Consider the following 24,295-nt stretch of genomic DNA (forward strand, 5'->3'; position numbering starts at 1 on the left):
CCCGGCCGCGATCGCCCACATCCCGCGCGGCCCCGCTTCAGAAGTAGTGACGCAGGCCGACCGTCGCACCGAGCTGCGTGATGCTGGTGCTCGGTGCCTGGCCGTTCACGCCGACCAATTGCGCGCCGACCAGCCCGCCGCGGTAGATCGCGTAGTCGACTTCCGCATAGAGCATGCTGCGCTTCGACAGGCTGTAGCCGGCAATCACCTGGAACTGGCGCGCACGGCCGTCGAAATCCGCCGTATAACCGGACTGCTGCGTCCACCACGCGTTGACGGCCGCCGTGAACGCCGACGTGAAGCGGTAGGTCAGCCCCGCGAGCGCCATCTTGCGGCGGCGGAACCCGCCGGGCACGGTCGGGTCGACGACCTGCGCGGGCGAGATGATCCCGAGCCCCGCCAGATCGGTCGGGCTGAACGGGCCGTTCTCGAACGACGTGAAGTCGTTGTCGCGTGCGTTCTCGATGTAGCCGGCATTGACGGTCGCGTTGCCGATCGTCACCGAGCCGCCGCCCGTGTAGATGTCGAATTTCCCGTGCGTGACGTCGTCCCAGCTGCGCATGAACGATGCGCCGACCGTGAACGGCCCCTTGTCCGGCGCATACGCGGCGGCCGCGCCGAGCTGGCCGCCGCGCACGCCGCCGCCCGCGTGGCCGCCCGGCGCGTATTGCGCGAGCAGGTAGAAGCTGCCGAGCTGCGCGCCGTACTGGATCATGTTGCTGGTGCGCGCGCCCGCGAGCATCGTCTGCTCCGGCTTGAACAGGTTGAAGTACGGGTCCTGCGGGCCGGCCCACAGGTTCGAGCCGAAGGTCAGCGACGCCATCTCGAACGGCACGTTGTACTGGCGCCCGAGCGAGAGCTGGCCAAGCGTAGTGGACGTCAGCCCCACGTACGCGACCTGGAAGAAATTCGGCGAGCCGGCCGGCACGATGGCGCCGCTGTTGGGGCCGAAGTGGCTTTCGACGTTGAACTGCGCGGACAACCCGCCGCCCAGATCCTCGTTGCCCTTGAGCCCCCAGTAGCTTTCCGTCAGGCCGCCCCCGTCGGCCATCGAGATCTTGCGGCCCGTCGACACCGGCGTGCCGTCGGCGCCGTACGACACGCCGTGCGTTTCGTAGCGGATGCCCGCATCGATCACGCCGTACAGCGTCACGTTGCCTTGCGCGTGCGCACCGGTACCGGCCAGGACCATCATCGCGCAGCACGCGGCGCGAACGCTATCGTGACGATTCATTCTTCTGGACTCCGCATCGAACTGGGGACGGACGGCTCGTGCCGTCGGGAACGACTGTAGAAAGCCAAATTTGCGCGGGCCAAGGCCGCGGCGGCCATTCTCGTGGTGCGTCGCGGCCACGGCATGGCGCACTGCGGTCAGGGCGCCGCGCCGGCCACGGCAGCGGGTGCCGCGCGCCGCAGCGCCAGCCGCACGAACGGGGCGGCGGCCAGCACGGCCACGCACAGCACGTGGGCGACGCGCGTGCCGCCGAAGCGGCCGAGCAGCGCGCCCGACAGCGCGGTGCCGATGCCGGCCGCGAAGAACGTGATGACGAGCGTGCGCGCGACCAGCGAGCCGTCCGGGTCGACGTCGGACAGCATGCCGGTGAGGAACGGCACGATCACGAAGAACGCACTGTTCAGCACGAACTGGCTCAGGAAGTACGCGCTGCCGCCGCGCGCGCCGAAGAACCATTCGATCGACGCGATCATCGCGAGCTGCGCGGCCCAGATCAGCGCGAGGCGGTGCCGGTGGCTGGCCGGATGCGACGGAATCGCCGCGCCGACGAAGCCGAGCAGGGACGACACCGACAGCAGAACGCCGATCGTCGTGGGCGACAGCCCGGCACGCTCGCCGACGAAACCGGCGATCGCCCATTGCGACGCCTGCACGCCATAGACGAGCGCCGTCACGACCCAGATCGCGATCACCGGCCGCCACGGCAGCGTGCCGGCGCGCAAGCGGGCCTGCGCGGGCGCGCTCGCGAACGCGTCGATGCCGCGGATCGCGGGCGCCAGCACGGCGACGACGGCGGCCAGCAGCGCGAACACCCAGCGTCCGAGCCACGCGGCCGGCAGCGCGGAGATCAGCACGAGGATGCCGCCGTTGACGACGCCCGCGAGCAGGTTGATTTGCCCCCACAGGCGGTCGGTCGATGCGCGCTGCGACACGCCGGACGCGACGACGACGAACAGCATCCCCTCGAACAGCCCAGTCATCCCGCGTGCGAGCGCCGCCGACACGATGCCGGGCGCGACCGCGCCGAGGGCCTGGCCGGCGATCGTGCCGATCAGGCCGGCCAGCGTGAACGGCCGCGCGGCGCGCGCGATCCGGTGCGACAGCAGCGCGCAACTGATCGCGATGCCGAGGATCTCGGCGCTGACGAGCGCGGTCGCGGTGCCCTCGTCGAGCCGGAAGCGCGTCATCACCGCCGCGACGAGGAACGGCGACAGGATCAGGCCGTTGGTGGCGGCCGCGAACGCGAGCGCAAGGCGGACGACGGCGCCGGTCGACGGATCGGGACGCGACGGCGCGGCCGCGTGCAGCGTGGCTGTGCTCATGAGGCCTCCTGGCCGGATCGTGGCCGGTCTTGCGCGACGCCGGCCGTTTCGTACATCGGGTGTGCCCCCCGGCGGGCCGGCGTGGCGCGAGCGGTGGCGCTTGCGTTTGCGCCTGCGCTTTGCGGCAGGCCGAACAGCGTACGCAGGTACGGCGTCAGGAAGCGGCCGTGCGGGTCCATCCGCTCGCGCAGCGCGAGGAAATCGTCCCAGTGCGGGTAGCACGCCGCCAGCTCGGCGGCCTTCATCGCATGCACCTTGCCCCAGTGCGGCCGCCCGCCGTGATTGCGGCAGATGGCCTGCACGCCCGAGAAATACGCGTCGAACGGCATCCCGCGATACTGGTGCGCCGAGATGCGTACGCTGTCGCGCCCGTAGTCGGGGCTCAGCCAGATGTCGTCGCCGCGCACCCAGCGGTATTCGAGCGGGAACATCAACGGAAAGCTGCGGCGCGCGATGAATGCGCGGATTTCGCGCAGCGCGTCGGCGCCGCGGTCGGCCGGCACCGACCACTCCATTTCGTTGAAGCGCACGCGGCGCACCGTCGACAGCATCGCGTAGCTCGCATCCACGTGCCGGCCCGCCGACACGGTCGATGCGCACAGCCGGCTCAGCGCCGGGCACAGCGCCGGCACGCGCCGGCCGAGCCCGCACAGCGCGCCGAACACCGTGTTCTCGAGGAACGACTCGGACGCGCGGCTCGCCCAGTGCACTGCGTCGGCCGGCTCGTCGGTCATGTCCCACGCCTTGGTCAGCACGGTGTCGGTGTGCGGGAACCAGTAGAACTCGAACGAGCGATGCCTGGCGATCAGCGCGTCCGCCTGAGCGAGGCAATCGTCGAGCCGCATGCCGCCGCGCTCGAGGCGCAGCTTGAACGCGGGCACGAGGCGCAGGCCGATCTCGGTCAGCACGCCGAGCGCGCCGAGCCCGATCCGGCCGCCGGCGAACAGCTCGGGATGCGTGTCGGCGCTCGCGCGAATCTCGCTGCCGTCCGCGCACATGATGGTCAGGCTGTCGATCTGCGTCGCCAGGTTGCCGAGCGTGATGCCGGTGCCGTGCGTGCCGGTGCTGGTCGCGCCGGCGATCGACTGCACGTTGATGTCGCCGAGGTTCTCCATCGCGAGGCCGTGCGCGGCGAGCGCCGGGCCCAGCGCCCACAGCCGCGTGCCGGCATGCACGCGCGCGACGCGCCGGTCGCGGTCGACGTCGATCACGCCCTGCATCGCGTCGAGCGACAGGATCACGTCGTCGGTCTGCACGAGCGGCGAGAACGAGTGCCCGGCGCCGGCCGCGCGCACGGTGGCGCCGGCTGCCGCCGCGTCGCGCAGCGCCGCCGCGAGCGCGGCGTGCGACGCGGGCGTCGACACGGTTGCATCAGGACTGCAGACATATCCCGACCAGTTACGCCACATGGCATTGTCTCCGTGGTTGTCGATCGAATGAGGTGAACGGTTTGAACGACGGGCCGCGCGGCCCGCTAGAAAAAGCTCTTGCCTTCGCCGCGATAGGTGGGCGCCTCGCCGACCACGCGGCCGCCGCGGATCAGCAGCAGCGTGTTGAAGCGTTCGCACAGTTCGCCGGCCTTCGCGTGGCGGAACAGGATCGGGTCGCCGATCGCCGGTGCGACGCCGCGCGGCACGCGCACGGGCGTCTGCACCTCGCCCGCGCCTTCGTTGTCGATCAGCGTGCAGCCGGCCGGCAGCCACGGGCGGGGCAGCCGGCTCTTGCCGGCCGGGCCCGATGCGATATAGCCGCCGCCCGAGCAGGTCACGATGCCCGGCTGCGGAATCCGCACGACCGGCAGCGCGAAGCCGGCGGCGGGTTGCGCATGAAACACCGCATAGTGATCGAACAGCGCCGGCGCGTAGAGGCCGGAACCGGCGGCGAGCTCGGTGACCGACGCGTCGCCCAGCGTGCTTTCGAAGCTGCCGGTGCCGCCGCCGTTCACGAAGCGCAACGTATGGCCCGCCGCCGCGAGCGCCTGTACGGCCGCGTGGCGGCGCGCGTTGATCTCGCGCGCCGAGCGGCGCTTCAGGTGGCGCACCAGCGCGTTGCGCGCGCCGCTGCCCGGCTCCGTGTCGGCCACGCCGGCGATCTGTCCTTCGTAACCCATCAGCCCGTCGAGCCGCACGTGCTGCCGCTCGCCGATGCGGTTCGCGAGGGCGAGTGCGGCGGCCACGTCGCGCACCGGCGAGCGGTACATGCCGAAATACAGGCCCGGATACGCGGACGACATGTCGAGATCGATCGCGAGCGGGATCGTCACGCTTTCCGCGCGTGCGAGGCGGTCGATCGCGTCGACCTGGGCGGCATCGTCGACCATCAGCGTGATCGAGCGGCCCCGCCCGAGCTGCGCGGCCACCGCGCGAAGATCGTCGGCTTCGACGGTCGGATAGGCGACGACGATGTCGTCGAACCCGCCGTCCGCAAGCCACGCGGCTTCCGCGGCCGAATAGCACAGCAGCCCCTGCATGAACGGGCCGGCGGCGAGCACCGCGCCGATCAGTTCGCGCGAGCGTACCGATTTCGTCGCGAGCCGGATCGGCAGGCCGCGCGCGCGGCGCTTCAGGTCGGCGAGGTTCGCGTCGAGGCAGTCGAGATCGACGAATGCGGCGGGAAGGCGGCGGCCCGCGAGCGCGTCGCGGTAGGTCGGATAGTCGTGGACGGCGGCGGGTGCGCGATGCGGAAGGTCTGCACGGCTCATGGAACGGGCTCGGCTGGGTGGGGTGTGTGCCGCGCCGACCGTTCGGCGCGTGTCGGAAACCAGCATAGGGCCGGCCAAAATGACGACCAAGCGCTCAGCGGGTCGTTCGACGGGTCTTATCCGGCCATCCGTATCGGCCACGCGCAAGCGTGAGCGTCGCGCCCCGTGAAGGTGGATCGTTGCTTGCTTGGTGTCGCGGCGCACATGGCGTGTGCCGGCGCGAACCACCACCGGACGGGCACGACGCTCGACATCACGCGCGTGCCGATGCGACAACGAAATGCGTTTCAAACGTCTTGCCGGCCATCGCCGCTGTGCGCGGGTTTAGTGCCCGCGTTCTAGTGCCGCTTTTGACTGCATGCCGGATTCGACCTAGAACCTACTCGCGGATGCACCGGCGAAGAACGGCATGACGTGACGAGGAGGCGACGTGAAGAAGAACAGGGCACTCTGGCGGCGCACGGGCGCGATCGCGGCGATCGGCGTGGCCGCCGTCGCGATCTGGCGATACGAAGCGGCGACACCGGCGCAGGCCGCGTCGTCCGGCACGCCGGTCGCGACGGCGGGCACACCGTCCGGCGCGGCCGATACGTTCGGTACCGGTGTCGGCGCCGCGACACCGGGCCCCGAGGAGCGACGGCTCGACGTCGACGCGCTGCGCCGCAGCCTTGCCGGGCGCCCCGATGCGGACGCGGAAGTGAAGCGCGTCGTCGCATTCGCGCGCTTCCGCGACGAGGTCGCCGCTTACGGCGATCGCCGCAACAGCCTGCCGCCAACCGAGCGCGACGCGCTCGCGCGCCGGATTCTCGACGAACTTCCCGACCACGTCGCGCGCAACGAGATCGTGCCCGTGCAGGCCGAAGCGCTGAGCGCGGCGCTGCTGACCGACACCGAAGCCGACCCCGCGACGCGCGGCGCGGCGATCCGGTCGATGCGCGCGCAATGGGACACCTATGCGCAGCGGACGGTCGGCCCGTCGCCGGCGCAGGACCCGCGCTATCTCTCGTACGAACAGCAGAGCCGCGACGTCGTCCGGCAGGTTCAGGCGAGCATTCCCGATCCCGACCAGCAGCAAGCCGTCATCGCGCAACGCCTGCAGGCGCTGCGCGTCCAGCTGTTCGACGGCGCTTCACCGTCCGGCGTGCACTGAGCGCCGAATCCGCGCGGCCGGGGCGGCGCCCGGCGGCCGCGTCATGTCCATCGACAAGGAGGGGAGATGTCAACAGCACGATGCCTGCTGCGCGCGGCCGTTGCCGCGCTGCTCGGTTGCGCGGCACTGAACGGTCACGCGGCCGATACGACGATGCCGGATCCGTCGGTTCCTTATTATTCGTGGTACGAAGTGACGTTGCCGGAGAGCACCGGTGCATCGTGCGGCAACGGCACGCCGATGCGTTTCTACATCAATCGCGCACAGTCGGACAACCTGCTGTACATGATGGAGCCGGGCGGCGCGTGCTGGGACTACGGCACCTGCACGCAGACGTCGACCGGTGCCGAGGCCGGCCTCGGCGGCTTCAACCCGGACGGCATCCCGCACAACTACATGAACGGCACCGCGAACGAGAGCCTGCTGTCGTCGTTCCTGTCGCCGCTGCTGACGCGCATGGATCTCGCGCACATTCTCGTCGGCGAGCCGAAGGTCGAAACGCAGCAATGGACACAGGTTTTCGTGCCCTATTGCACCGGAGATATCCACATGGGCAGCGCGGTGCGCAACTACACGTCGCCGTCCGGCGACTGGCGCCTGCAGCACTACAGCGGGCTGAAGAACATCCAGGCCGTCGCGCAGTGGCTGACGTCGCACGGCTTCGGCAAGCCGAACCGGCTGCTCGTGTACGGGATGAGCGCGGGCGGCTACGGCACGCTCGCGAACTACGCGACGCTGCGCAACACGCTGCAGCCGCAGGCGCACAGTTCGCTGCTCGACGACGCCGGCACGGTGTTCAACACGCCGTTCGATGCGGACGCGGCCACGCATCCGTCGGTCGGCCTGTACGACCGCGTGCGCACCGAGTGGGGGATGACGGGCCCCGACGGGATGATCACCGTGAACAGCCGCCTGACCAGCCGGTTCGACCCCGGCAACATGGGGAGCGCGTACGCGGCGCTGTCGGCGACCTTTCCGCATGATCGCTTCGGTTTTTCCAGCTACCAGCGCGACAAGATCATCGCCGCGTATCACTATCGCGCGTTCGTGCCGGCCGTGATCGCGGCGCCGGACGACGCGACGAAGGATGCGCTGTCGCTCGCGATGTTCGGGAAGGAGCTGGACGGGCTGAAGCAGACGCTGAACCCACTGCCGAACTTCGGCTATTTCATGCCGTGGGCGCGCAACGACTTCATCGCCAACCATCAGGTGACGGCGGTCAGCTTCACCGGGTCGGGGATCCACGAGAACGGCACCGACGCGGATATCGGCACCTTCGTCGACAACCTGCTGAACCAGCAGGACCCGGCCGAGACGCCGGTGATGAAGGCGTTCCGCACGCAGCAGTGGTCGGATTTCACGTTCTCGACGTTTCTCGCGTGGATCGACAGCGTGTTCAACCTGACCGGCGAAGCGGGGCCGATCTCGGGGCACCGGGCGTGAACGGGTGACGGAGGCGCGGTGCGCTGCACTGCGCCGCGCCGCGCCGACGTTGCGCCGGGCGTGCGCGTTCAGTACGAATCGTCGTCGAAGCGGGACGATGCCGGCCGGCGCTTCATCTCCTTCAGCCATTCCCTGACGTTGTCCGGGTCGTCGAATTCGCGCACCACGATGGTCAGGTCCTGGTTGCTGCGCTGCATGCCGGCAATGTCGCGCGTCAGTATCCGCATGACCGTATCGGGCGCGATCTTGACGGACGATGCGATGCCGTAGGTTCGGCGGAAGTGGGTTTCGACGTGCCGGATCTCCTGGTCCAGCTCGCGCACCTGTTCCTCCAGGATGCCGTTGTAGCGCATCAGCCGGTCTTCGCCGAGGCCGTCGATCGCGCGCCGGTCGATCTGCTCGATCTCGAGCTGCAGTTCCAGCAGTTGCAGCAGGTTGCCTTTCGCATACGCGTGGTTGACCCGCTGCATCAGCACGGTCTTGCGTTCCTGTTCCTTCGGATCGGTTTCGCGATCGGGATGCAGCACGCTCGCGAGCTTGCGATAGACGTCGCGGATCGACTTGCTCGATTCGGCCTGCTCGGCTTCGCGTCTCGCTTGCGCCGCCGATTGCCGGGGCGCTTTCTTGCGTTTCGCGCGCTGCGCCTCGCGGGCCTCGTGCTCGGCCATGTCGCGCCTGAACTGTTCGTCCAGCTCGGCTTGCATGCGCTCGGCGAGTTCGTCGGGCGACAGCGTGTCGAGATCGTCTTCCGGTGCGGGGGCGGGCGCAGGCTCCGGTGCCTGCTTCGGCCGTGCGCGATCGGCTGCCGTACGGTCGTCGTCGCCGGATGCGCGGTGCCGGTTGTAGATGATCTTCAACTGCGCGTCGTCGCTGACGTCGAGCAGGTCGCGCGCCATGTTCACGATCACGTCGGACAGCGTGCGCTGCTCGGCCTTGCTCAAGCCCTTTTGCAGGAACGCGTCGTCGAGCCGGTTGAGCAGGCTGATCCGCAACGCCGTCGCCGCCTGCTCGAGCGGCAGCAGCCCGTCGACGAATTTCTTCTGGAAGGCCGGTGTCACGGCGTCCCATGCGCCGAGACGTTCGCGTCGCGTTTCGATCTGCTGGACGAGCGTATTGAACGTCTTCTGGGCTTTCGACAGGCTGGCTGTCTCGTGGCCGGGCGCGATGACGACCGCGGCACCGCGTCGTGCGGTCATGATGAATGTCCTCCGGCCGCGGCAGGACGCGCAGCAGGCCGGTATTCTAGCCGGATGTGCGGCCGGCGGCGCGCAACGGCCTGCTTCGCCGGCGCTTCCGGCCGCGCGTTACGGCCGCGGCGCCGCGACTGCCGGTGCGCCCGCATCCGTGCCCGGCGTGCCGCCCGGCCCATAGGCGGCAGCGGCGTTGTTGCGTGCCGCGAGACGCTTGGCGGTCAGGCGCTCCTGCGCGGCGACGATGTCGCCCGGATAGTTGTCCCCGTTGCTGGCGACCGGGTCGTAGCCGACGGCTTCGAGGTCGAACAGTTCCTGGCGTACCTGCGCACGCGTGAGCGTCGAGTGCGACGACTGCGCGTACGACACGGCAGGCGCGGCGAGCAGGGCAGTCGCGGCAGCGGTGGCGACGACGACGGTGGCGATGATCGATTTCATGATTTCCTCAGACGGTTGCGTGGCGGTTCAGCGAACCGACGAAGCAAGTTTAGGAATCCATGCCGGCCGGATAAATGCCGAATCCGGGTGAACTGTGTTTCCGGAATGCGCCACAGTGGGCGACGGGCGTGCCGTGCCGCCGTGCCGCCACGTCGTCAATCGCCGAACAACTGCCCCTGCCCGGAGATCACGCGTTCGAAATCGTCGCGCAGGAACGGCAGGATCGCGTCGGCGACGGGCTGCAACTGGCGGCTCAGGTAGAACGCGTAGTCGATCGGCGAGCGCATCGTCTCGAGCGGCTCGGGGCCGGCCGTCGTCATCACGTAGCTGATCCAGCCGCCGCGCTGATATTGCAACGGCCGGCCCTGCGCGTGGTTGAACTCGTCGGCGATCCGCGCCGCGCGCACGTGCGGCGGCACGTTGCGCTCGTATTCGCGCAGCGGCCGGCGCACGCGCTTGCGGTAGACGAGCTGGTCGTCGAATTCGCCGGCCAGCGTGCGCTGCACGTAGTCGCGAATGAAGTCCTGGTAGGGCTCGCGGCTGAACACGCGTCGATACAGCTCGCGCTGGAACTGCTGCGCGAGCGGCGTCCAGTCGGTGCGCACCGTTTCGAGCCCCTTGAACACGAGATCCTCGCCGCCGTCGGCCGCCGCCGCGAGGCCCGCGTAACGCTTCTTGCTGCCTTCTTCCGCACCGCGCACGGTCGGCATCAGGAAGCGGCGGTAGTGCCGCTCGTACTGCAGCTCCAGCGCGCTCTCGAGCCCGAACTGGTCGCGCAGGTGCGCGTGCCACCAGCGGTTCACGTGTTCGACGAGCGCGCGGCCCTTGGCGCCGGCTTCGTCGTCGTCGTGCGCGCGGCCGAGCCACACGAACGTCGAATCGGTATCGCCATAGATCACTTCGTAGCCCTGCGCTTCGATCAGCTCGCGCGTGCGGTGCATGATCTCGTGCCCGCGCATCGTGATCGACGACGCGAGGCGCGGGTCGAAGAAGCGGCAGCCGGTCGAGCCGAGCACGCCGTAGAACGAATTCATGATGATCTTCAGCGCCTGCGACAGCGGCGCGTTGCGCTGCCGCTTCGCATCGTCGCGGCCTTCCCACACGCGGCGCACGATATCGGGCAGGCAGTGTGCGGTACGCGAGAAGCGCGCGCCGAGAAAGCCGGGCACCGATGCGTCGTCGCCGGGATTCGCGAGCCCTTCGATCAACCCGACCGGATCGATCAGGAACGTGCGGATGATCGACGGGTAGAGGCTCTTGTAGTCGAACACGAGCACCGAGTCGTACAGCCCGGGGCGCGAATCCATCACGAAGCCGCCGGGGCTGTTTTGTCCCGTCACGTCGCCGAGGTTCGGCGCGACGTAGCCGAGCCGGTGCATGCGGGGCAGGTACAGGTGCGTGAAGGCCGCGACCGACCCGCCGGTGCGATCGGCCGCGAGGCCCGTCACGCTCGCGCGTTCGAGCGCGAAGGACAGCAGGTCCGCCTTGTCGAAGATGCGCGTGACGAGCTCGCAGTCCTTCAGGTTGTAGCGCGCGAGCGCCGGCTTGTCGTGATCGAAGCGGCGCTGGATCTCGTCCATCCGCTGGTACGGATTGTCGATCGACTTGCCTTCGCCGAGCAGTGCCTGCGACACGTATTCGAGGCTGAACGACGGGAACGTCCACGTCGCGGATTTCAGCATGTCGATGCCGTCGAGGATCAGCCGGCCGGCCGCGCCCGCGAAGAAGTGGTCCGGCTGCTGGCCGTGCGCGCGCCAGTCGAGCACGCTGCCGCCGCGCCCGAGCTTCAGCGGGATGCCGTATTGCTCCGAATGCGCATGCAGGATGCGCAGGTCGAACTGCACGAGGTTCCAGCCGATCACGGCATCGGGATCGTGTGTTTCGAACCAGTCGTTGAGCCGCGTGAGTATCGCGGCGCGACTGTCGCAATAGTCGAGGTCGAAGTCCCGCGTGCCCGCGTCGCTGCCTGCTTCGCTGCTTGCATCGCCGTTCGGCGGGCCGAGCATGTAGACCTGCCGCTGCCCGCAGCCTTCGAGCGCGATCGAATACAGCTCGCCGTGGACGCTGGTTTCGATGTCGAGCGACACGCAGCGCAGGGCCGGGCGGTAGCCGGTCGCGGCTTTCAGCTCGGTGCCGGTCAGCGTGCCGTCGCGGCCGGGCCGGCCGCGAAACTGCACGCATGCCGTGATGAAGCGTTCCATCGCGTAGCGGTCGGGCGGTTGCACGTCGGCTTCGTAGACGTCCACGCCCGCTGCGGCGAGGCGCTTTTGCAGCCCGGACAGATGGCGATAGCGCTTGCAATAGAGGCCGACGACGGGGCGCTGCCGGAAATCGCGCAGCGCGAGCGGGCGCAACTCGGCGTCGTGCTCGCCGGCCAGCGTGCGTTCGGCGAGCGCCTGCTGTTCGGCGGGGATAAACGCGACGGCTTCCTGCGGGCGCAGGCGCACGCGGCGCGGACCGTGTTCGGTTGCCAGCCAGAACTCGATCTCGATGCCGGATGCGGTGTCCCGCCAGTGGCGGGTGAGGATGAAACCCTGCTCGAACGCCGTCAAAACGCTTGCTCGTCGTGAATGCCCAGGCGGCGGATTTTAGCGCTTGAATGGCGGCCGTGCCGACGGGGGCGCGCGTGGCAACAGGTGGCAGGAAGCCGGCGGGCGATGCGCGATCTTCCGCGTGCCGGCTGGCGTTCGGTTTTTCGAGGCGATTGGCGTCCGGCGCGCGACGGAAAGAAGGCGACTACTCGCGCCGCAGCGTTTCGAGCACGGCGGATGGCGGTCGCCGGCACGCGCCGTAGCCATTGGACTGCAGCCTGGGCATCATGCCGACGACGAAGTCGATGAACGTTCTCACCTTGGCCGGAACGTGGTTCCGGCTGGGGTAGTAGACATAAAGCGGGAACGTCTCGTCGCACCAGTCGGTCAGCACCGGCTCCAGTGTGCCGGCACGCAGGTGCGTGTCGATTCCGAGGTCGATCACCTGGGCGATCCCGAAGCCTGCAACGCAGGCGCCGATCTTGGTGCCCGCATCCGTGACGGTCAGGCTGCCGGTTACGGCCACTTTCACTTTTTCGCCGTCACGCCAGAACTCCCAGTCGAAGGGGCGGCCGGTAGCCGGGTCGATGGCCAGGATGCATTCGTGGCCGTCGTCGACCAGATCCTGCGGCGACCTCGGCCGGCCGCGCCGCTCCAGGTAGGACGGCGCGGCCACCGTCAGCACCCGCGGGCTGTACAGCCTTCGACAGACCAAGGTGGAAACGGATGGGGGGCCAAAGCGGATGGCGAGATCGAAACCGTCGCTGACGAGGTCCGAGAGGTCGTTCCGGGTCTCCAGCTTCAGGTGCAGAGCGGGGTGTTCCTTCATGAACCGGGCCAGCTCCGGCGCGAGCACGAGGCGGGCGAACGCGGCATCGCACGCCACGCGGAGCGTGCCGCTGGCGACCGAGGTCTGGCCGGACGTGCCGGCGGTCGCTTCCTCGATCCCCTGCAGTAACGGCAGCACCTTCGACAACAGGTCGTGGCCCGCGTCCGTCACTTCGACGTGCCGGCTGGTGCGATGCACGAGCTTCGCGCGCAGGCGATCCTCCAGCCGCTGGATCGCGCGACTGACCGCAGGCTGAGTCTTGCCGAGGCGGGAGGCCGCTCGACCGAAGCTCCCGGATTCGGCCAGGGCCGCAAGGACAAGCAAGCCGCTTACCAGTCCTCCGTCGAGGTCTTCCATGATCCATGTGTTCCTGTAATGGCAGCGATAACCGGGTCGCCGTAGCCGAGGGCGGGGGCGATCGCTCACTATACGAGCGGTTCACTATCGAGGAAAGCCAGCCATGACCCAGACCCAGGCCGTAGTCGCGTTGATCGACGACTACTTCAATTTGGCTTATGAGCCGAAGAGCCGCGACTTCGACAAGGTTTTTCACCCGAGCTGCATGATTCAGTGGCTCGACGAAGGCCGGTTTCGCACGCTGGCGTCGCACGAGTATGCGGCGCTCATCAACGGGAGGCCGAGTCCGCGATCGACCGGCGCGCCCAGGGACGAGGCGATCCTCTCGATGGCGCATGTGTCGGACGGCCTTTCAACGGCGACGGTGCGGGTGCGGATCGGCAACCGGTTGTTCAACGATCACTTCGTCATGCACAAGGTGGATGGCAGCTGGTTGATCGCGACCAAGGCGTCCGCCGTGGTGCGTACGTTCGACTGAAGCGCCGCGCGGCAGATGCGCGTCGGGTTCCCGGGGTTTTTTGCGCCGACGAAATGCGGTGTCGCGGGATCGACGGGGGGAATCCGTAATGGGAACCTGCTCGAACGCTGTCGAGACACCCGCTCGTCGTGGATGCCCGGGCGGCCGATTTCAGCGCTTGGGCGGGGCTGTGCCGGGACGGGGTGCGCGATACCGTTCCGGCATCCGGGCCGATGATCGTAAGATTCGGGCTCGATTGAACCCGTCAAGGATCATTGAATGAAACTCGCGATTGATCGCGTCGCACGTGTTGCCGGCTGCGTCGTCGTTGCGGCCTGCCTGTGTGGAAGCGGGCGTGCGATATGCGCTTCCCCGCAAGTGAAGGCATTGCCGGCGACCACGGAAGCCAACTGGATACAGGCGGTCAGGCAGCATCGGACAAAAGATGGCGCAACGGTTGCCGAAGTGCTGGCCTATGCGGAAAAAATGCGGCCGCGCATCTTCAAGGCCGGACGATTCGAAGTGGGTTACAACGGCGCGACCGGCGTTGCCAGCTCGGTTTCGATCGGCTACTGGATCGGAACGAAGCGCGCGCCGGACGATGCGTTCGTCGATCTCGGATATTCGATGTCGCCTGATGGCCGCGTGATGCCTGTCTCGCCGGACGCGCACACGGCCACGGCATTGGAGAACGGACGGAAGGCGTTTCTGCGCGCCGTCGACGACGCCTATCGGGACACATGCCTGTCCGATCCCGATCATCCGCCGGCATGCTGACGAATCCGGCCCGATTGACGTCACGGAATCATCATTCGTAGAATCGCCGGTCAAGAACAACATCATTCTGAGAGAGGCGCCATGAATGCGCACCGCATGATGGAAGCAATTGCGGAACGGCCGGCTCGGCAAGCATTGCTTGTCGCGTTCCATTCCCGGCTTGGCAATCGTGCTCCGATTCCCCACCGCAGGGCCGGGCAGCCCTGCATCGGTCGCGATGACGTGCCGACACATCGCGCAAGCTGCGTGGGAGCGCATGACGCATGCCGACCTGACTTCGCCTGCCTCGTTTCCAGTCGCCGCTGGTGAAAGCCTCCATGCCGCAGTCGACCGGCCTGTCGCTCGACCTGAGCGAAGGCAATCGACCGCAGAACCGCACGCATCCACTGATCCCGCTTGCATTCGACTCGCTGTCGCTCGTCCTCGGGCTGCCGGGGCGGGCCCTTCTGCGCGACACGCTCGAGGGTCTTGACCGGACAGCCGGTTCGGCGGAAACGGTCGCAACCGGTGTGTCGCCCCGATTGGTGCCGTGGGTCGTTGCCCGGAAGCACCGCACGAAACGCACACGCGCATTTTCCCGGCGGATGCCCGGCCGTCCTGTTGCTGCGGGGATGGCGCGGCTGTTCGGTTTGCCTGGAGGTGCGGCGCCGCACGCATTGCCGATGAACTCAATTACCCCGGACTCCCCATGAACGCTTCCTCCCGGCAAATTTCTTTACCCGGTATCGCCGCGCTCATCGCGGCGGTCATTACCACGGCGCAATTTCTGATCGGCCTCTACGTGTGGTCGACGAAGTCTTCGCCGTCCGTGAATATGCTGGCCGTGCAACTGTCCACTTTCATCGGGAGCCTGGTGTTTCGAAGCGGCCTGGTGTTCCTGATCGTCCGCTGGCACGGAGAGTATCGGGACCAGCTTGCATTCCGTCGCCCCGCGTTGCCGCTGACGGCCTTTGCGTTGTGCCTGCTGGTCTGGCAGGCCGCGCAGGTACTGGTATTCCAGGCGCTCGTGGGCATGTTGCGCGGCGGTTCCCTCAGCCTGACGCACATCGTGACGCTCATCGCGCCGGTGAACGCCGTCCTCTATGCGCTCGTCGCCTGGCTTGCGTGGTGGTTCGTCACCCACCTGTTTCGCAACGACGCGTTGCCCGGGGCGCCGCGCGGCAATGCGCGGCGGCGCATTGCGGGTCTCGCGGCCTGGTTGTTTGCCAGCGTATTGCTGCTCTTCATGACGCAGGCCGTGATGATCCTGCTCGACTATTTCGACGACGATCTCAAGCTAGTGATGCTGAACTACGTCGGGGGGATCGTCGTTCCCGCCGCGATCGTCTTCGCAGGCGCGATGCTCGGCCTGCCTCGCGATCTCGGTCGACTGCACGTCCGGCGTCTGCTGGGGGCGTCGCTTGCGTCGATGGCATCGGTCCTGCTGCTGGCTTATGCGGTGCTGCGCCTCGTGGGCGACGTGCTCGGAATAGCCAGCCTGATGTCCGGCATCATGCCGGTCGTCGTTCTCGCCGCAACCGGCGCGGCCTACTGGGTGTGGTTCCGCGTGTTCTATGCCGCTGCGCGTCGCGAGACCGCTGGACCGTCGCAAGGCATGCCGTCGGCGTGAAACCCGCAAGCGGATATGGCGTGATCCGCGTGCACGACGAGACGACCCGCGGCGATTCGGCAGCGTGCGCATCGGCGCACGCACCGGCGCCCTACACCCACGCGACATCCTGCTTCAAGTGCTCTGCCCGTTGCGGCCGCTGATACAGATACCCCTGCGCATACTGAATCCCGACCGTCTGCAGCGCGCGATGCTGCGCTTCCGTTTCCACGCCCTCCGCGATGATCTTCAGGTCGTAGTGATGCGCAACGGACGCGATTCCCTCGATCAATCCCGCGCTGCCGCCGTTCAGTTGCGAGACGAACTGGCGATCGATCTTCACGTAGTCGAACGGAAAACGCGACAGCATGTCGAGATTGCTGTGATGCGTGCCGAAATCGTCGATCGCGAATTTCGCGCCTTTCGCTCTCAGCGCATGGAAGATCGCGGTGGTCCGCGCGTTCTTCTCGAGCAGGATGCGCTCGGTGACTTCGAGCACCAGCGTAAAGCCGGGCGGCAGTGCGCGAATCGCATTCTCGACGATGGACACGAACCGCGTGCGCTCGAGATCCTTCGGCGCGATGTTGACGGCGATGCGCAGCGGCATTGACGGCGTCAGCGCGGAGAGTTCCGACACGGCGGTCCGCAGCACGAATTCGGTCACTTTCGGCAGCACCGCGCTCGATTCGACCTGCGGGATGAACACCGCCGGGCTGATGGCCCCCCACTTCGGATGCTGCCAGCGCAGCAGCGCCTCGACGCCGACGGTCCTGCGCGTCCCGACCTCGACGATCGGCTGGTACACGACATGGAGTTCGTCGCGCCTGAGCGCGTTGCGCACGGCCTTCAGCAGCAGCCGGCGCGGCGCCATCGCCAGCAGGTAGGCCGCCATCACGAGGCCATCCGCCAGCAGCACGATCGTGATGCCGATCAGCCGATAGTGATGCCGAACCTGCGACGCGTAGTGAGGGGATGCCGCAACCGACACCGTGAACGGCCAGCGGGGCGACACGATCGTGCTGCCGCCTGCGGGTTCCGCGGCCGATTCCGGCGCAAACTTCCCGTGCTGATCGAGATGGCCCGAACCCGCGATCGACAGCGTCGCGGTTTCCGTCCCGTAGCGGGCACCGTGCGCGAGCGCGTCGGCCACGTAGTCGCCTTCGACCAGGTAGAGCACGCCCGCGCCGGGCGCGGTGGCGTAAAACACGGGCAGCACCGGGATGCCCTGCTGGAACGGCGTCTGGCGCAGCAGCGTGACGAGCGTCGAACCCGGTTCCGGCTCGTGCGTGTACGCACCCAGCGGCAAGTCGATTGCTCCCAGCGCCGACGAGCACATGACACGGCCGTCGTACACCAGCGCGACGGCGCGCAGGTAGCGCAGGCGCGTGCCTATCTCGGCGAGCGTCCGGAATACCGTCGCGCATGGCCGCCCGACGAGTGCGGTGAGTTCATCCACGTGTCGCAGGCGCGCGCCGTCCAGGATGCGGTCGACCGATGCCACGATGTCGTTCGCCACGACGCGTTCATGTTCGATGACGGTATCGCGCGCATAGCGGTCGGCAAGCGCGATCGCGAATACCGGCATGAGTACGCAAACGATAACGGCGACGAACAAGACGACCCGCGGCCAGGCGCCGCTGCGCTGGAAAACTGGTTTCGAGCCTGGCGTGAACGCCGACATTCCCGCGGTCGCCTTTGGTGTTGTGTGTTGGGAGAGGCAAGTCGAACCGGTCGATACATCGACGGCACGCCTGCGTCATGCGCGCCGCCATCTCGATGCGATCGATTCTACGGTCGCGACGGACATCCGTGACAGCCTCGTCGCAATTGGCCGTTCATTCCGAGGCTTGCCTCCATGAACATGCGCATCCGGCGCATATGAATTGGCGGAACGTACCGAAAAAATCCCCGGCCGCATGGTCTTGCGGCCGGGACGAAAAAACACCGTCTCTTGGCACGAGGATGGTGCGCGGCAAGTATAAGATGTGACGAGAGATTACGAAATATTGTTATTCAACAATTGGTGTAATTTTGTCATTGTGTCTCGACAGGAAACATTCTTTCGGGATGTTGTCTTTGCCGACCTGCCCGCGGCCCACGTTCGGTCGCCGCGCGATACGGTCGCACGTCTCGCCGGAGCTTCGGGATGGAAGAAAATACCGTGCCCACGGTCATCGTGATCGATGGTGCAGCCGCAGCCGACGGCGGTTCGCTGTGGATCCGGATCGACGTAAACGGGCAGGCCCGCAATTACGTGCTCGATCGCGCGCTCGCTTCGCGCGGCACGCCGCGCTACAACACCATCAGCGGCGCACAGGGTCCGCTTTCGAAAGGCGAACGAAAGGAAGTGCTTGCGCTGCTGCGCAGCATTGCCGACCCCGCGATGTGGGCCGACATGGTCGGTACGTTCACGCAGGTGCTGCAGGCGTCCGAAGATGAGTGAACGATGCGGTGCCCGCGCGTCGCGCGGGCCGCGTTCAGAAATCGTCGCGCATCTTGCGTAGCAGGTCACCGCCCGACTGATGCGTGTCCACGGCGGTGAGGACGTCGGTCAGGAACCACGGCAGGTTCAGTTGCGTATTGGAATCGCTGACGCATACGCGGATCGGCGGCGCCTTCGACGGCGAGCGCGCGTCGGGCGTGGCGTTGCGGGACGGCACGCAGTTGTTCGCGTGCGCTTGAACGGGTGCCGGCCCGGCGCTGCCGGATGTTGCACCGGCGGCTACCGGCAAGCTGACGGCGGCAAGCAGGGTCAGGACAGCGACAGCGGCAACGCGTTTCATGGGATTCTCCGGCGATGCTCGTTCGACCGCGCGGGTGGACGCGAGTTCGTCGGCGGCACGGTTGCGCACCGCGCTCAGCCGCGCGCGACGCTCGCCGTCCGCGCGGGCTGCCGGCTGCGCCACTGCTGCGGCGATTCGCCGGTCCAGCGCCGAAAGGCGCGCGTAAATGCGCTGTGTTCCGAATACCCGAGCAGCCACGCGACTTCCGCGAGGGTCAGCCGCGGATCGTTCAGGTGGTCGATCGCGAGCCGCCGCCGCGTGTCCTCGCGCAGTGTCCGGAAGTTGAGCCCGAGTTCGGCAAGCCGCCGATGCAGCGTGCGCGACGACACATGCAGGTCCGACGCGATCTGTTCGATGCTCGCTTCGCCTTGCGTCAGCAGGCGCGCGACGGCTTCGCGCACCGACTGTTCGAGATCGTCCGTCTGCCGCAGCTCGGCCAGCAGCGCGCTTGCCTGGCGTTCCATCATCCGCAGCAGCGCGTCGTCCGGTTGGCGCAGCGGCTGTGTGAGCAGGTGCAGCGGGAACGCGAGGCGGTTCACCGGCTGGCCGAACCGCACCGGGCAGCCGAAATAATCGACGTAGGGCCGATCGTCGCCGGGCGACGGGTGCACGAAGCAGACTTCGTCGGGCCCGTCACGCGTGCCGGTGATGTTGCGTGCGAACTGGACGATGGCCGTGAGCGCAACTTCGTCGACGAGCGGGCCGAGCGGCTCGGGCGCATCGTGCCATTCGATCGCGACCGACGCTGCCTCGACGCGCACTTCCATGCGCGCGACGTTCGCGATCAGGTGCTCGTATTGCTGCCAGCGCGCGAGTGCGGCGCCGGCATCGCGGCACGCATGCAGCGCGTAGCCGAGCGCGCCGAGATGGGCGGGCGTGATCCGCTGGCCGACGTGCAGGCCGAGCAGCGGATCGTCGAGCACGCGCACCGCGCATTCGAGCAGGCGCCGCCAGTGCGCGCTCGCGTACAGCGTGAGCCCGCGGTCGTCCTCGGGCGGCCGCGCCTCGCCCAGCACGCGCGCGGCATCCTTGCCCTGCTCGGACAGGTAGTCGAACAGCAGCCGCACGTAGGTGCTCGAGTAGTAGACGCGCTGCGTCGAAAGCGGGGAGGCGGCGGGCATGGCGGAAAGTGTCAAGTAATCGTCGGCAAGTGTCAACGCGCAGCGACCCGCGCGCGACCATACTGCCGGCCAGTTCCTGATCGAGGCTGCGAACATGCCGACCGAGTTGATGACGTGGCTCCATGCGTTCCTGGGTAACGACGTGGACTGGAAGCAGGTGTTGCTGATCGGCATGACGCCGGTCTTCCTGATCGCGTTCGTGATCGAATACGCGGTGATGACCGGGCGCGGGCGCCGTGAGCCGTTTCGCTGGAAGGAGATCGTCGCGAACCTGTCGCTCGGCGCCGGCTATCAGGTGGCCGAGACCGTGATGGGGCTCCTGTTCACCGGTGCGATCTTCGCGTGGGTCTACCGGCACCGGCTGTTCGACGTGCCGGTGAACGGCCTCACGATCGTGCCGATCTTCGTCGTCGTGGAATGCTGCTACTACTGGTTTCATCGCACGTCGCACCGCGTGCGCTGGTTCTGGGCCGCGCATGTGCCGCATCACAGCGGTGAAGTGATGAACTTCACGACGGCGATGCGGCAGTCGTTGCTGAACGCGTTCGTCGGCGTGTTCCTGTTCTACCTGCCGCCAGTCTGGCTCGGTATCCCGCCCGCGGTCGTGCTGTTCCTGCTCGCGGTCGATCTCGTGTACCAGTACTTCGTGCATACCGAAGCGATCGGGCGGCTGCCGCGCTGGTTCGAGTACGTGTTCGACACGCCGTCGAACCATCGCGCGCATCACGGCCGCAATCCGCGCTATATCGACAGGAACTACGGCGGCGTGCTGATCGTCTTCGATCGCCTGTTCGGCACCTATGTCGAGGAAACGGAGCCGGTCGACTACGGGATCACGCAGCAGATTCGTTCGTACAACTTCCTGGTGCTGAACCTGCACGAATTCGTCGACATGTGGCGTGACGTATTCGCACCGGGGCCGATCCTGCAGCGGCTGAAGCATCTGTGGATGCCGCCCGAATGGGAGCGGCCGGGGCATCGGCCGATCCATACGTGGAGCGTCGAGCGCAAGGGTGAGGGGGAGGCCGGGCCGGGGCCGCTCGTCACGCCAGGCGACGACGCACCGGCATCCGGGCGCAAGATCGTACAAGCCACCCCGACGCGATCCGGCTAACCTGCGTGCTTTCCTCGGCGAAAGGCGCGGCGGCGATGACGAAGAAAGTATTCTGGGACGATCCGTACCGGACCACGCTGGATACCGTCGTCACGCACGTCAACGGCGAACGCGTGCGGGTGGACGCGACCATCTTCTTCGCGTTTTCGGGCGGGCAGGAAAGCGACTCAGGTTCGCTCGGCGGCTATCAGGTCATCCACGCTGAAAAGCAGGGTCTCGACATCGTCTACACGCTGCCGCACGATCATTCGCTGAACGTCGGGGATCGCGTGACCTGGCGTATCGACTGGGTGCGGCGGTACCGGCTGATGCGTCTGCACTTCGCGGCGGAAATGGTGCTGCAACTGGTCTACCGGCTCCGGCCCGGTATCGAGCGCATTGGCGCGCATATCGGGCCGAACAAGGCACGCGTTGACTTCGCGAGCGACACGAGCCTGTCGCCGTTGTTTCCGGAGATCGAATCGGCTGCTGCCGATCTGTCGATGCGCGACCTGCGCATCGTGACCGACTTCAGCGACGTCGACGCGCAACGCCGCTTCTGGACGGTCGACGGCTTCGCGACGATGGCCTGCGGCGGCACGCATCCGGCGTCGACCGGCGAGATCGGGATGCTGACGCTCAAGCGCAAGAACACCGGGAAGGGCAAGGAGCGGATCGAGGTGATGCTGGTCGAGCCCGGGATGGCGGACGGGCGGGTTGCGTGAGCGTCGGAAGTGCATGCCCGACAGGTTGAGCGCCGCCTCCGATACGCGATTCGCCTGAGTACGCGTTCTGCGCATGTATATTGGCGATCCATGCATCGAATGGCCGGCGATTTCGCGCGGCCTCGTTTGCAGGTCACCCTGCGCACGCATCGCCGACTGTCCGGATCGCGGCGCTCGCGGTGAACAATCCAGCGCAAGTATAAAAAAACAGCGAACATTCCGAGCCCGCACATGAGCGATACCGATATCGTGTTTCAACCGACGGTGGACGATCTGGTCCACGCTTACCGCCTGAATCTTTGGCGCAGATATAACTGGAAATATCTGCTCAAGGCATTCGCGATCACGTCGATAGCGTACGTCGTCCTTTTGTTCGGTGGTTTCCGGGTGGCAAGCGGCGCGTTTCCGGATTGGCGCAATGTCTGGTGGATGGCGGGAATCGCGGCGGTGGTCACGATCGGCGTGCCGCTGCTCAACCATCTGCTGTTGCGTCGTGCCGCTCGCAAGATCTACAGCCAGCAAAAGACCCTCCAGCAGCCGCACACGGTCATCTGGCGCAGCGACCATTTCGTGGTCGAATCCCCGACCTCGCACGAGGAATTTCGTTTTGCGGATCTCGTTCACTGGAGCGAGGATCGTTATGTGATCCTGCTTTGTCAGTCGGCGGTGATGTTCCGCCTCATCCCGAAGCGGGTGCTCGCGGCGTCGCAGGTGGACCTCCTGCACCGGACGCTGCTTCAGAACGGCGTCCGCAAGATCTAGCAGGCAGGCACGCGCATGCTGAAACCCGGACGAGGTGCATCGTCCGGGTGTCGAAACGGGCTTGTCGCGCGCGGCGTTCCCCGCATCACGTCACTGATACCCGTAACACTGCTTCAACCCTGCGTAGTCATAGAAGTGACTGCCCGGCGCGAGCTTCGCGCCATCGCACGCAGCCTGGAAATCCGTTTCGCGCTCGTTGTACAGCATCTTCACGATGAGCCGCGATCCGTTGCGATAGACATCCCACTGCATGTTCGCGGCCATCGGCGACACCTGATCGCCGCGCCACGGGTTGTTCGCGTACGTGTACGTCTGCGCTTGCGGCGTCGGCACGAACACGTTCTTCAGGTGCATGATCGACGCGAACGGAATCATGATCTCCGCATGCGTGAAGCGCAGCTTCGCGGCACGGGTCAGGTCGCCGCGCGCGATCGCATCGACTTCGCCGAAGAAATCGTCCTGCAGCACCTTCGCCATCCGGTACGTGACGGGGTTCGCTTCCTGGACACCGGGCCCCTTCTGGTAGTAGTCCTCGGCATCCTGCAGATACGCGAGATACTGCGCCTGCTCCGCGCCGATGTACTTCTCCATCGTGACGCCGCCCGTTTCCGCCGTCATCGCGGGCGCGACCTGCAACAGGTTGTACAGCACGTTCACCGCATCGACAGCCGTCGCGATCTTCGTCTTGCCGTCGCCCTTCAGCGTGTTGGTGAACTTGCCGTCCGCCGACGTGAACGCATAGGTGCCCGTGTTCGCGAACGTGTAGCCGCTGGTGCCGAGCTTCGCGATGAATGCCTGCGACACGAGCGCGGACAGTACCGTTTGCGCGACGTCGGCCGCCTGCGGCGCGGCCTTGATCGCGTTGAGCTTCGCGGCCACCGTCGCGTCGCTCGCATAAGCCTGGTAGGCCTGGCTCGCCTGGTAGGTCGCGTAGTACGGATTGCCCGTATCGGTCACGAGGTCGGTGGCCGGCTTCAGCGAGTGGAAGTACAGCAGGAAACGGTTGGTGCCGGCCGGCTGCACGACCGGCGCGCTCGCGGGATAACCAGCCGGCGCGGCCGGCAGCGTGATCGCCGGAGCCAGTGCCGGTTGCGCGGCCACGAGCGACGAGGAGAAAAAGGTCGAACTGTCGACCGCGCGATCCTGGCCCGAGTTGACGACGACGATCTGCCGGTTCCCGGCCGAGAACAGCGCGGGCAGCCGCTGCGCGAGGCGCGCGGCGAGTTGCCGGTGTTCACGGATGCCGGTTTGCGTGAGGTTGCCGTACCCGGGCGTGGAGATGCCCGCCACGCCATAGCCGAGCAGCGCATTGGCTTTCATCATCGCGTACGTATCGGCCTTGAGCTGTGCGCCGAGCGCGGTCAGGGCGCCGTCGGCTTCGGCCTTGACCAGCATCGCGTAGATCGCGCCGTCGTACTTGAAACCCGACAGCCCGCGCGAGCCGTGGCGCGCGACGAGTTCGGTGTAGACGGGCGCGTAGCCGGCGGGCGGTGCTTCGTACGTCGCGGCGTCCTGCTGCGGACGGTATGGCGTCTTCGTCTGGTAATAGGTCGCGGGTGCCGGCGTGGGCTGGGGTTGCGGTTGCGGTGCGGGCGTCGAGCCGCTGTTGTCGGCCGAGGCCGCGGGCGGCGTCGAATCGTCCCCGCCGCAAGCGGCGAGCAGCAGGCAGGTAACGGCGAGGGCGGCGGCGGTGCGGGTCGGGCGTGTCATCGTGGTGTGCAACGGGCGGGACGATGCGGTTTCGCGTCGTCCCGTTTCCGGGAGGGATGGGTCAAGCCCGGAAGTGTTGCAAGC

At 67.2% G+C, this 24,295-nt stretch carries 23 protein-coding genes; 11 read left to right on the forward strand and 12 right to left on the reverse strand.

Going from position 1 to position 24,295, the window contains the following annotated elements:
- Positions 1–37: 37 nt before the first annotated feature.
- The 4 genes from APZ15_RS25730 to APZ15_RS25745 all read right to left on the reverse strand — a co-directional run bounded on the left by APZ15_RS25730 (position 38) and on the right by APZ15_RS25745 (position 5,257).
- Positions 38–1,234, reverse strand: a complete 1,197-nt coding sequence (locus tag APZ15_RS25730; protein ID WP_027790047.1) for a porin — start codon at positions 1,232–1,234, stop codon at positions 38–40.
- Between the two features lie 137 nt (positions 1,235–1,371).
- Positions 1,372–2,556, reverse strand: coding sequence for an MFS transporter (locus APZ15_RS25735; protein WP_027790046.1), 1,185 nt, complete (start codon positions 2,554–2,556; stop codon positions 1,372–1,374).
- Entirely contained in the window at positions 2,553–3,965 is a 1,413-nt protein-coding gene (locus APZ15_RS25740) for a D-arabinono-1,4-lactone oxidase (protein WP_034195987.1), read from the reverse strand. The genes APZ15_RS25735 and APZ15_RS25740 overlap by 4 nt, the downstream gene beginning before the upstream one ends.
- Positions 3,966–4,030: 65 nt before the next feature.
- Entirely contained in the window at positions 4,031–5,257 is a 1,227-nt protein-coding gene (locus APZ15_RS25745; protein ID WP_027790045.1) for an amino acid deaminase/aldolase, read from the reverse strand.
- A 430-nt stretch (positions 5,258–5,687) separates the two neighbouring features.
- Here APZ15_RS25745 and plcR point away from each other — a divergent pair, with 430 nt between their 5' ends.
- Both plcR and APZ15_RS25755 read left to right on the forward strand, forming a co-directional pair.
- Complete coding sequence (gene plcR, locus APZ15_RS25750; RefSeq protein WP_027790044.1) at positions 5,688–6,407, forward strand: phospholipase C accessory protein PlcR; 720 nt, start codon at positions 5,688–5,690, stop codon at positions 6,405–6,407.
- Positions 6,408–6,473: 66 nt separating this feature from the next.
- On the forward strand, positions 6,474–7,850 hold the full coding sequence (locus APZ15_RS25755; RefSeq protein ID WP_027790043.1) for a pectin acetylesterase-family hydrolase: 1,377 nt from the start codon (positions 6,474–6,476) through the stop codon (positions 7,848–7,850).
- A gap of 68 nt (positions 7,851–7,918) precedes the next feature.
- On the opposite strand, the gene APZ15_RS25760 is transcribed toward APZ15_RS25755, so the two are convergent.
- The 4 genes from APZ15_RS25760 to APZ15_RS25775 form a co-directional block, all read right to left on the reverse strand.
- The gene (locus tag APZ15_RS25760) at positions 7,919–9,046 is read right to left on the reverse strand and encodes a J domain-containing protein (protein ID WP_027790042.1); all 1,128 of its coding nucleotides are present in this window, start codon (positions 9,044–9,046) and stop codon (positions 7,919–7,921) included.
- A gap of 108 nt (positions 9,047–9,154) precedes the next feature.
- Positions 9,155–9,478: a DUF4148 domain-containing protein gene (locus tag APZ15_RS25765; RefSeq protein WP_027790041.1), complete on the reverse strand. Its 324-nt coding sequence runs from the start codon at positions 9,476–9,478 to the stop codon at positions 9,155–9,157.
- Positions 9,479–9,633: 155 nt separating this feature from the next.
- Complete coding sequence (locus APZ15_RS25770; protein ID WP_027790040.1) at positions 9,634–12,030, reverse strand: DNA polymerase II; 2,397 nt, start codon at positions 12,028–12,030, stop codon at positions 9,634–9,636.
- A 184-nt stretch (positions 12,031–12,214) separates the two neighbouring features.
- On the reverse strand, positions 12,215–13,195 hold the full coding sequence (locus APZ15_RS25775; RefSeq protein ID WP_027790039.1) for a LysR family transcriptional regulator: 981 nt from the start codon (positions 13,193–13,195) through the stop codon (positions 12,215–12,217).
- 103 nt (positions 13,196–13,298) lie between these two features.
- Here APZ15_RS25775 and APZ15_RS25780 point away from each other — a divergent pair, with 103 nt between their 5' ends.
- The 4 genes from APZ15_RS25780 to APZ15_RS25790 all read left to right on the forward strand — a co-directional run bounded on the left by APZ15_RS25780 (position 13,299) and on the right by APZ15_RS25790 (position 16,038).
- The gene (locus APZ15_RS25780) at positions 13,299–13,673 is read left to right on the forward strand and encodes a nuclear transport factor 2 family protein (protein ID WP_027790038.1); all 375 of its coding nucleotides are present in this window, start codon (positions 13,299–13,301) and stop codon (positions 13,671–13,673) included.
- A gap of 258 nt (positions 13,674–13,931) precedes the next feature.
- Entirely contained in the window at positions 13,932–14,429 is a 498-nt protein-coding gene (locus tag APZ15_RS41155) for a hypothetical protein (protein ID WP_138143402.1), read from the forward strand.
- A gap of 317 nt (positions 14,430–14,746) precedes the next feature.
- Complete coding sequence (locus tag APZ15_RS41160; protein WP_138143403.1) at positions 14,747–15,121, forward strand: hypothetical protein; 375 nt, start codon at positions 14,747–14,749, stop codon at positions 15,119–15,121.
- A complete protein-coding gene (locus APZ15_RS25790; protein ID WP_027790036.1) occupies positions 15,118–16,038 on the forward strand; it encodes a hypothetical protein in 921 nt (306 codons plus the stop codon). Before APZ15_RS41160 ends, APZ15_RS25790 begins: the two co-directional genes overlap by 4 nt.
- Before the next feature lie 91 nt (positions 16,039–16,129).
- Here APZ15_RS25790 and APZ15_RS25795 read toward each other — a convergent pair whose 3' ends face one another.
- Entirely contained in the window at positions 16,130–17,698 is a 1,569-nt protein-coding gene (locus tag APZ15_RS25795; protein WP_027790035.1) for an EAL domain-containing protein, read from the reverse strand.
- Here APZ15_RS25795 and APZ15_RS41840 point away from each other — a divergent pair.
- Positions 17,601–17,876 (forward strand): hypothetical protein, encoded by a 276-nt coding sequence (locus APZ15_RS41840; protein WP_162269108.1) that lies wholly within the window; start codon positions 17,601–17,603, stop codon positions 17,874–17,876. The two genes, APZ15_RS25795 and APZ15_RS41840, sit on opposite strands and share 98 nt — an antisense overlap.
- A 287-nt stretch (positions 17,877–18,163) precedes the next feature.
- Positions 18,164–18,460, forward strand: a complete 297-nt coding sequence (locus tag APZ15_RS25800; protein WP_027790034.1) for a hypothetical protein — start codon at positions 18,164–18,166, stop codon at positions 18,458–18,460.
- Between the two features lie 34 nt (positions 18,461–18,494).
- Here the strand turns inward: APZ15_RS25800 and APZ15_RS25805 are convergent, their stop codons facing one another.
- Positions 18,495–18,800 carry a hypothetical protein gene (locus APZ15_RS25805; RefSeq protein WP_027790033.1) on the reverse strand — a complete coding sequence of 102 codons (306 nt, stop codon included), beginning with the start codon at positions 18,798–18,800 and terminating at the stop codon, positions 18,495–18,497.
- A 74-nt stretch (positions 18,801–18,874) separates the two neighbouring features.
- Positions 18,875–19,921: an AraC family transcriptional regulator gene (locus APZ15_RS25810; RefSeq protein WP_027790032.1), complete on the reverse strand. Its 1,047-nt coding sequence runs from the start codon at positions 19,919–19,921 to the stop codon at positions 18,875–18,877.
- A gap of 94 nt (positions 19,922–20,015) precedes the next feature.
- Between APZ15_RS25810 and APZ15_RS25815 the strand changes: the two genes are divergently transcribed.
- The 3 genes from APZ15_RS25815 (at position 20,016) to APZ15_RS25825 (ending at position 22,501) form a co-directional block, all read left to right on the forward strand.
- Positions 20,016–21,035 carry a sterol desaturase family protein gene (locus tag APZ15_RS25815; RefSeq protein ID WP_027790031.1) on the forward strand — a complete coding sequence of 340 codons (1,020 nt, stop codon included), beginning with the start codon at positions 20,016–20,018 and terminating at the stop codon, positions 21,033–21,035.
- 35 nt (positions 21,036–21,070) lie between these two features.
- Positions 21,071–21,739, forward strand: a complete 669-nt coding sequence (locus APZ15_RS25820) for an alanyl-tRNA editing protein (protein WP_027790030.1) — start codon at positions 21,071–21,073, stop codon at positions 21,737–21,739.
- 231 nt (positions 21,740–21,970) lie between these two features.
- Positions 21,971–22,501 carry a YcxB family protein gene (locus APZ15_RS25825; RefSeq protein WP_027790029.1) on the forward strand — a complete coding sequence of 177 codons (531 nt, stop codon included), beginning with the start codon at positions 21,971–21,973 and terminating at the stop codon, positions 22,499–22,501.
- A gap of 90 nt (positions 22,502–22,591) precedes the next feature.
- Here APZ15_RS25825 and APZ15_RS25830 read toward each other — a convergent pair whose 3' ends face one another.
- Positions 22,592–24,211 (reverse strand): histidine-type phosphatase, encoded by a 1,620-nt coding sequence (locus APZ15_RS25830; RefSeq protein ID WP_027790028.1) that lies wholly within the window; start codon positions 24,209–24,211, stop codon positions 22,592–22,594.
- Positions 24,212–24,295: the final 84 nt, after the last annotated feature.

This window comes from Burkholderia cepacia ATCC 25416 (assembly GCF_001411495.1).
In the GTDB taxonomy this organism is placed as follows: Bacteria; Pseudomonadota; Gammaproteobacteria; order Burkholderiales; family Burkholderiaceae; genus Burkholderia; species Burkholderia cepacia.

What these genes read in the sequence shown, in the direction of transcription:
- APZ15_RS25805 (WP_027790033.1), bottom strand. Translation starts at nt 18,800, where the DNA reads ATGAAACGCGTTGCCGCTGTCGCTGTCCTGACCCTGCTTGCCGCCGTC.
- APZ15_RS25735 (WP_027790046.1), bottom strand. Translation starts at nt 2,556, where the DNA reads ATGAGCACAGCCACGCTGCACGCGGCCGCGCCGTCGCGTCCCGATCCG.
- APZ15_RS25755 (WP_027790043.1), top strand. Translation starts at nt 6,474, where the DNA reads ATGTCAACAGCACGATGCCTGCTGCGCGCGGCCGTTGCCGCGCTGCTC.
- APZ15_RS25825 (WP_027790029.1), top strand. Translation starts at nt 21,971, where the DNA reads ATGAGCGATACCGATATCGTGTTTCAACCGACGGTGGACGATCTGGTC.
- APZ15_RS25765 (WP_027790041.1), bottom strand. Translation starts at nt 9,478, where the DNA reads ATGAAATCGATCATCGCCACCGTCGTCGTCGCCACCGCTGCCGCGACT.
- APZ15_RS25775 (WP_027790039.1), bottom strand. Translation starts at nt 13,195, where the DNA reads ATGGAAGACCTCGACGGAGGACTGGTAAGCGGCTTGCTTGTCCTTGCG.
- APZ15_RS41160 (WP_138143403.1), top strand. Translation starts at nt 14,747, where the DNA reads ATGCCGCAGTCGACCGGCCTGTCGCTCGACCTGAGCGAAGGCAATCGA.
- APZ15_RS25815 (WP_027790031.1), top strand. Translation starts at nt 20,016, where the DNA reads ATGCCGACCGAGTTGATGACGTGGCTCCATGCGTTCCTGGGTAACGAC.
- APZ15_RS41840 (WP_162269108.1), top strand. Translation starts at nt 17,601, where the DNA reads ATGAGTACGCAAACGATAACGGCGACGAACAAGACGACCCGCGGCCAG.
- APZ15_RS25820 (WP_027790030.1), top strand. Translation starts at nt 21,071, where the DNA reads ATGACGAAGAAAGTATTCTGGGACGATCCGTACCGGACCACGCTGGAT.
- APZ15_RS25810 (WP_027790032.1), bottom strand. Translation starts at nt 19,921, where the DNA reads ATGCCCGCCGCCTCCCCGCTTTCGACGCAGCGCGTCTACTACTCGAGC.
- APZ15_RS41155 (WP_138143402.1), top strand. Translation starts at nt 13,932, where the DNA reads ATGAAACTCGCGATTGATCGCGTCGCACGTGTTGCCGGCTGCGTCGTC.
- APZ15_RS25800 (WP_027790034.1), top strand. Translation starts at nt 18,164, where the DNA reads ATGGAAGAAAATACCGTGCCCACGGTCATCGTGATCGATGGTGCAGCC.
- APZ15_RS25740 (WP_034195987.1), bottom strand. Translation starts at nt 3,965, where the DNA reads ATGTGGCGTAACTGGTCGGGATATGTCTGCAGTCCTGATGCAACCGTG.
- APZ15_RS25830 (WP_027790028.1), bottom strand. Translation starts at nt 24,211, where the DNA reads ATGACACGCCCGACCCGCACCGCCGCCGCCCTCGCCGTTACCTGCCTG.
- APZ15_RS25790 (WP_027790036.1), top strand. Translation starts at nt 15,118, where the DNA reads ATGAACGCTTCCTCCCGGCAAATTTCTTTACCCGGTATCGCCGCGCTC.
- APZ15_RS25795 (WP_027790035.1), bottom strand. Translation starts at nt 17,698, where the DNA reads ATGTCGGCGTTCACGCCAGGCTCGAAACCAGTTTTCCAGCGCAGCGGC.
- APZ15_RS25745 (WP_027790045.1), bottom strand. Translation starts at nt 5,257, where the DNA reads ATGAGCCGTGCAGACCTTCCGCATCGCGCACCCGCCGCCGTCCACGAC.
- APZ15_RS25730 (WP_027790047.1), bottom strand. Translation starts at nt 1,234, where the DNA reads ATGAATCGTCACGATAGCGTTCGCGCCGCGTGCTGCGCGATGATGGTC.
- APZ15_RS25760 (WP_027790042.1), bottom strand. Translation starts at nt 9,046, where the DNA reads ATGACCGCACGACGCGGTGCCGCGGTCGTCATCGCGCCCGGCCACGAG.
- APZ15_RS25780 (WP_027790038.1), top strand. Translation starts at nt 13,299, where the DNA reads ATGACCCAGACCCAGGCCGTAGTCGCGTTGATCGACGACTACTTCAAT.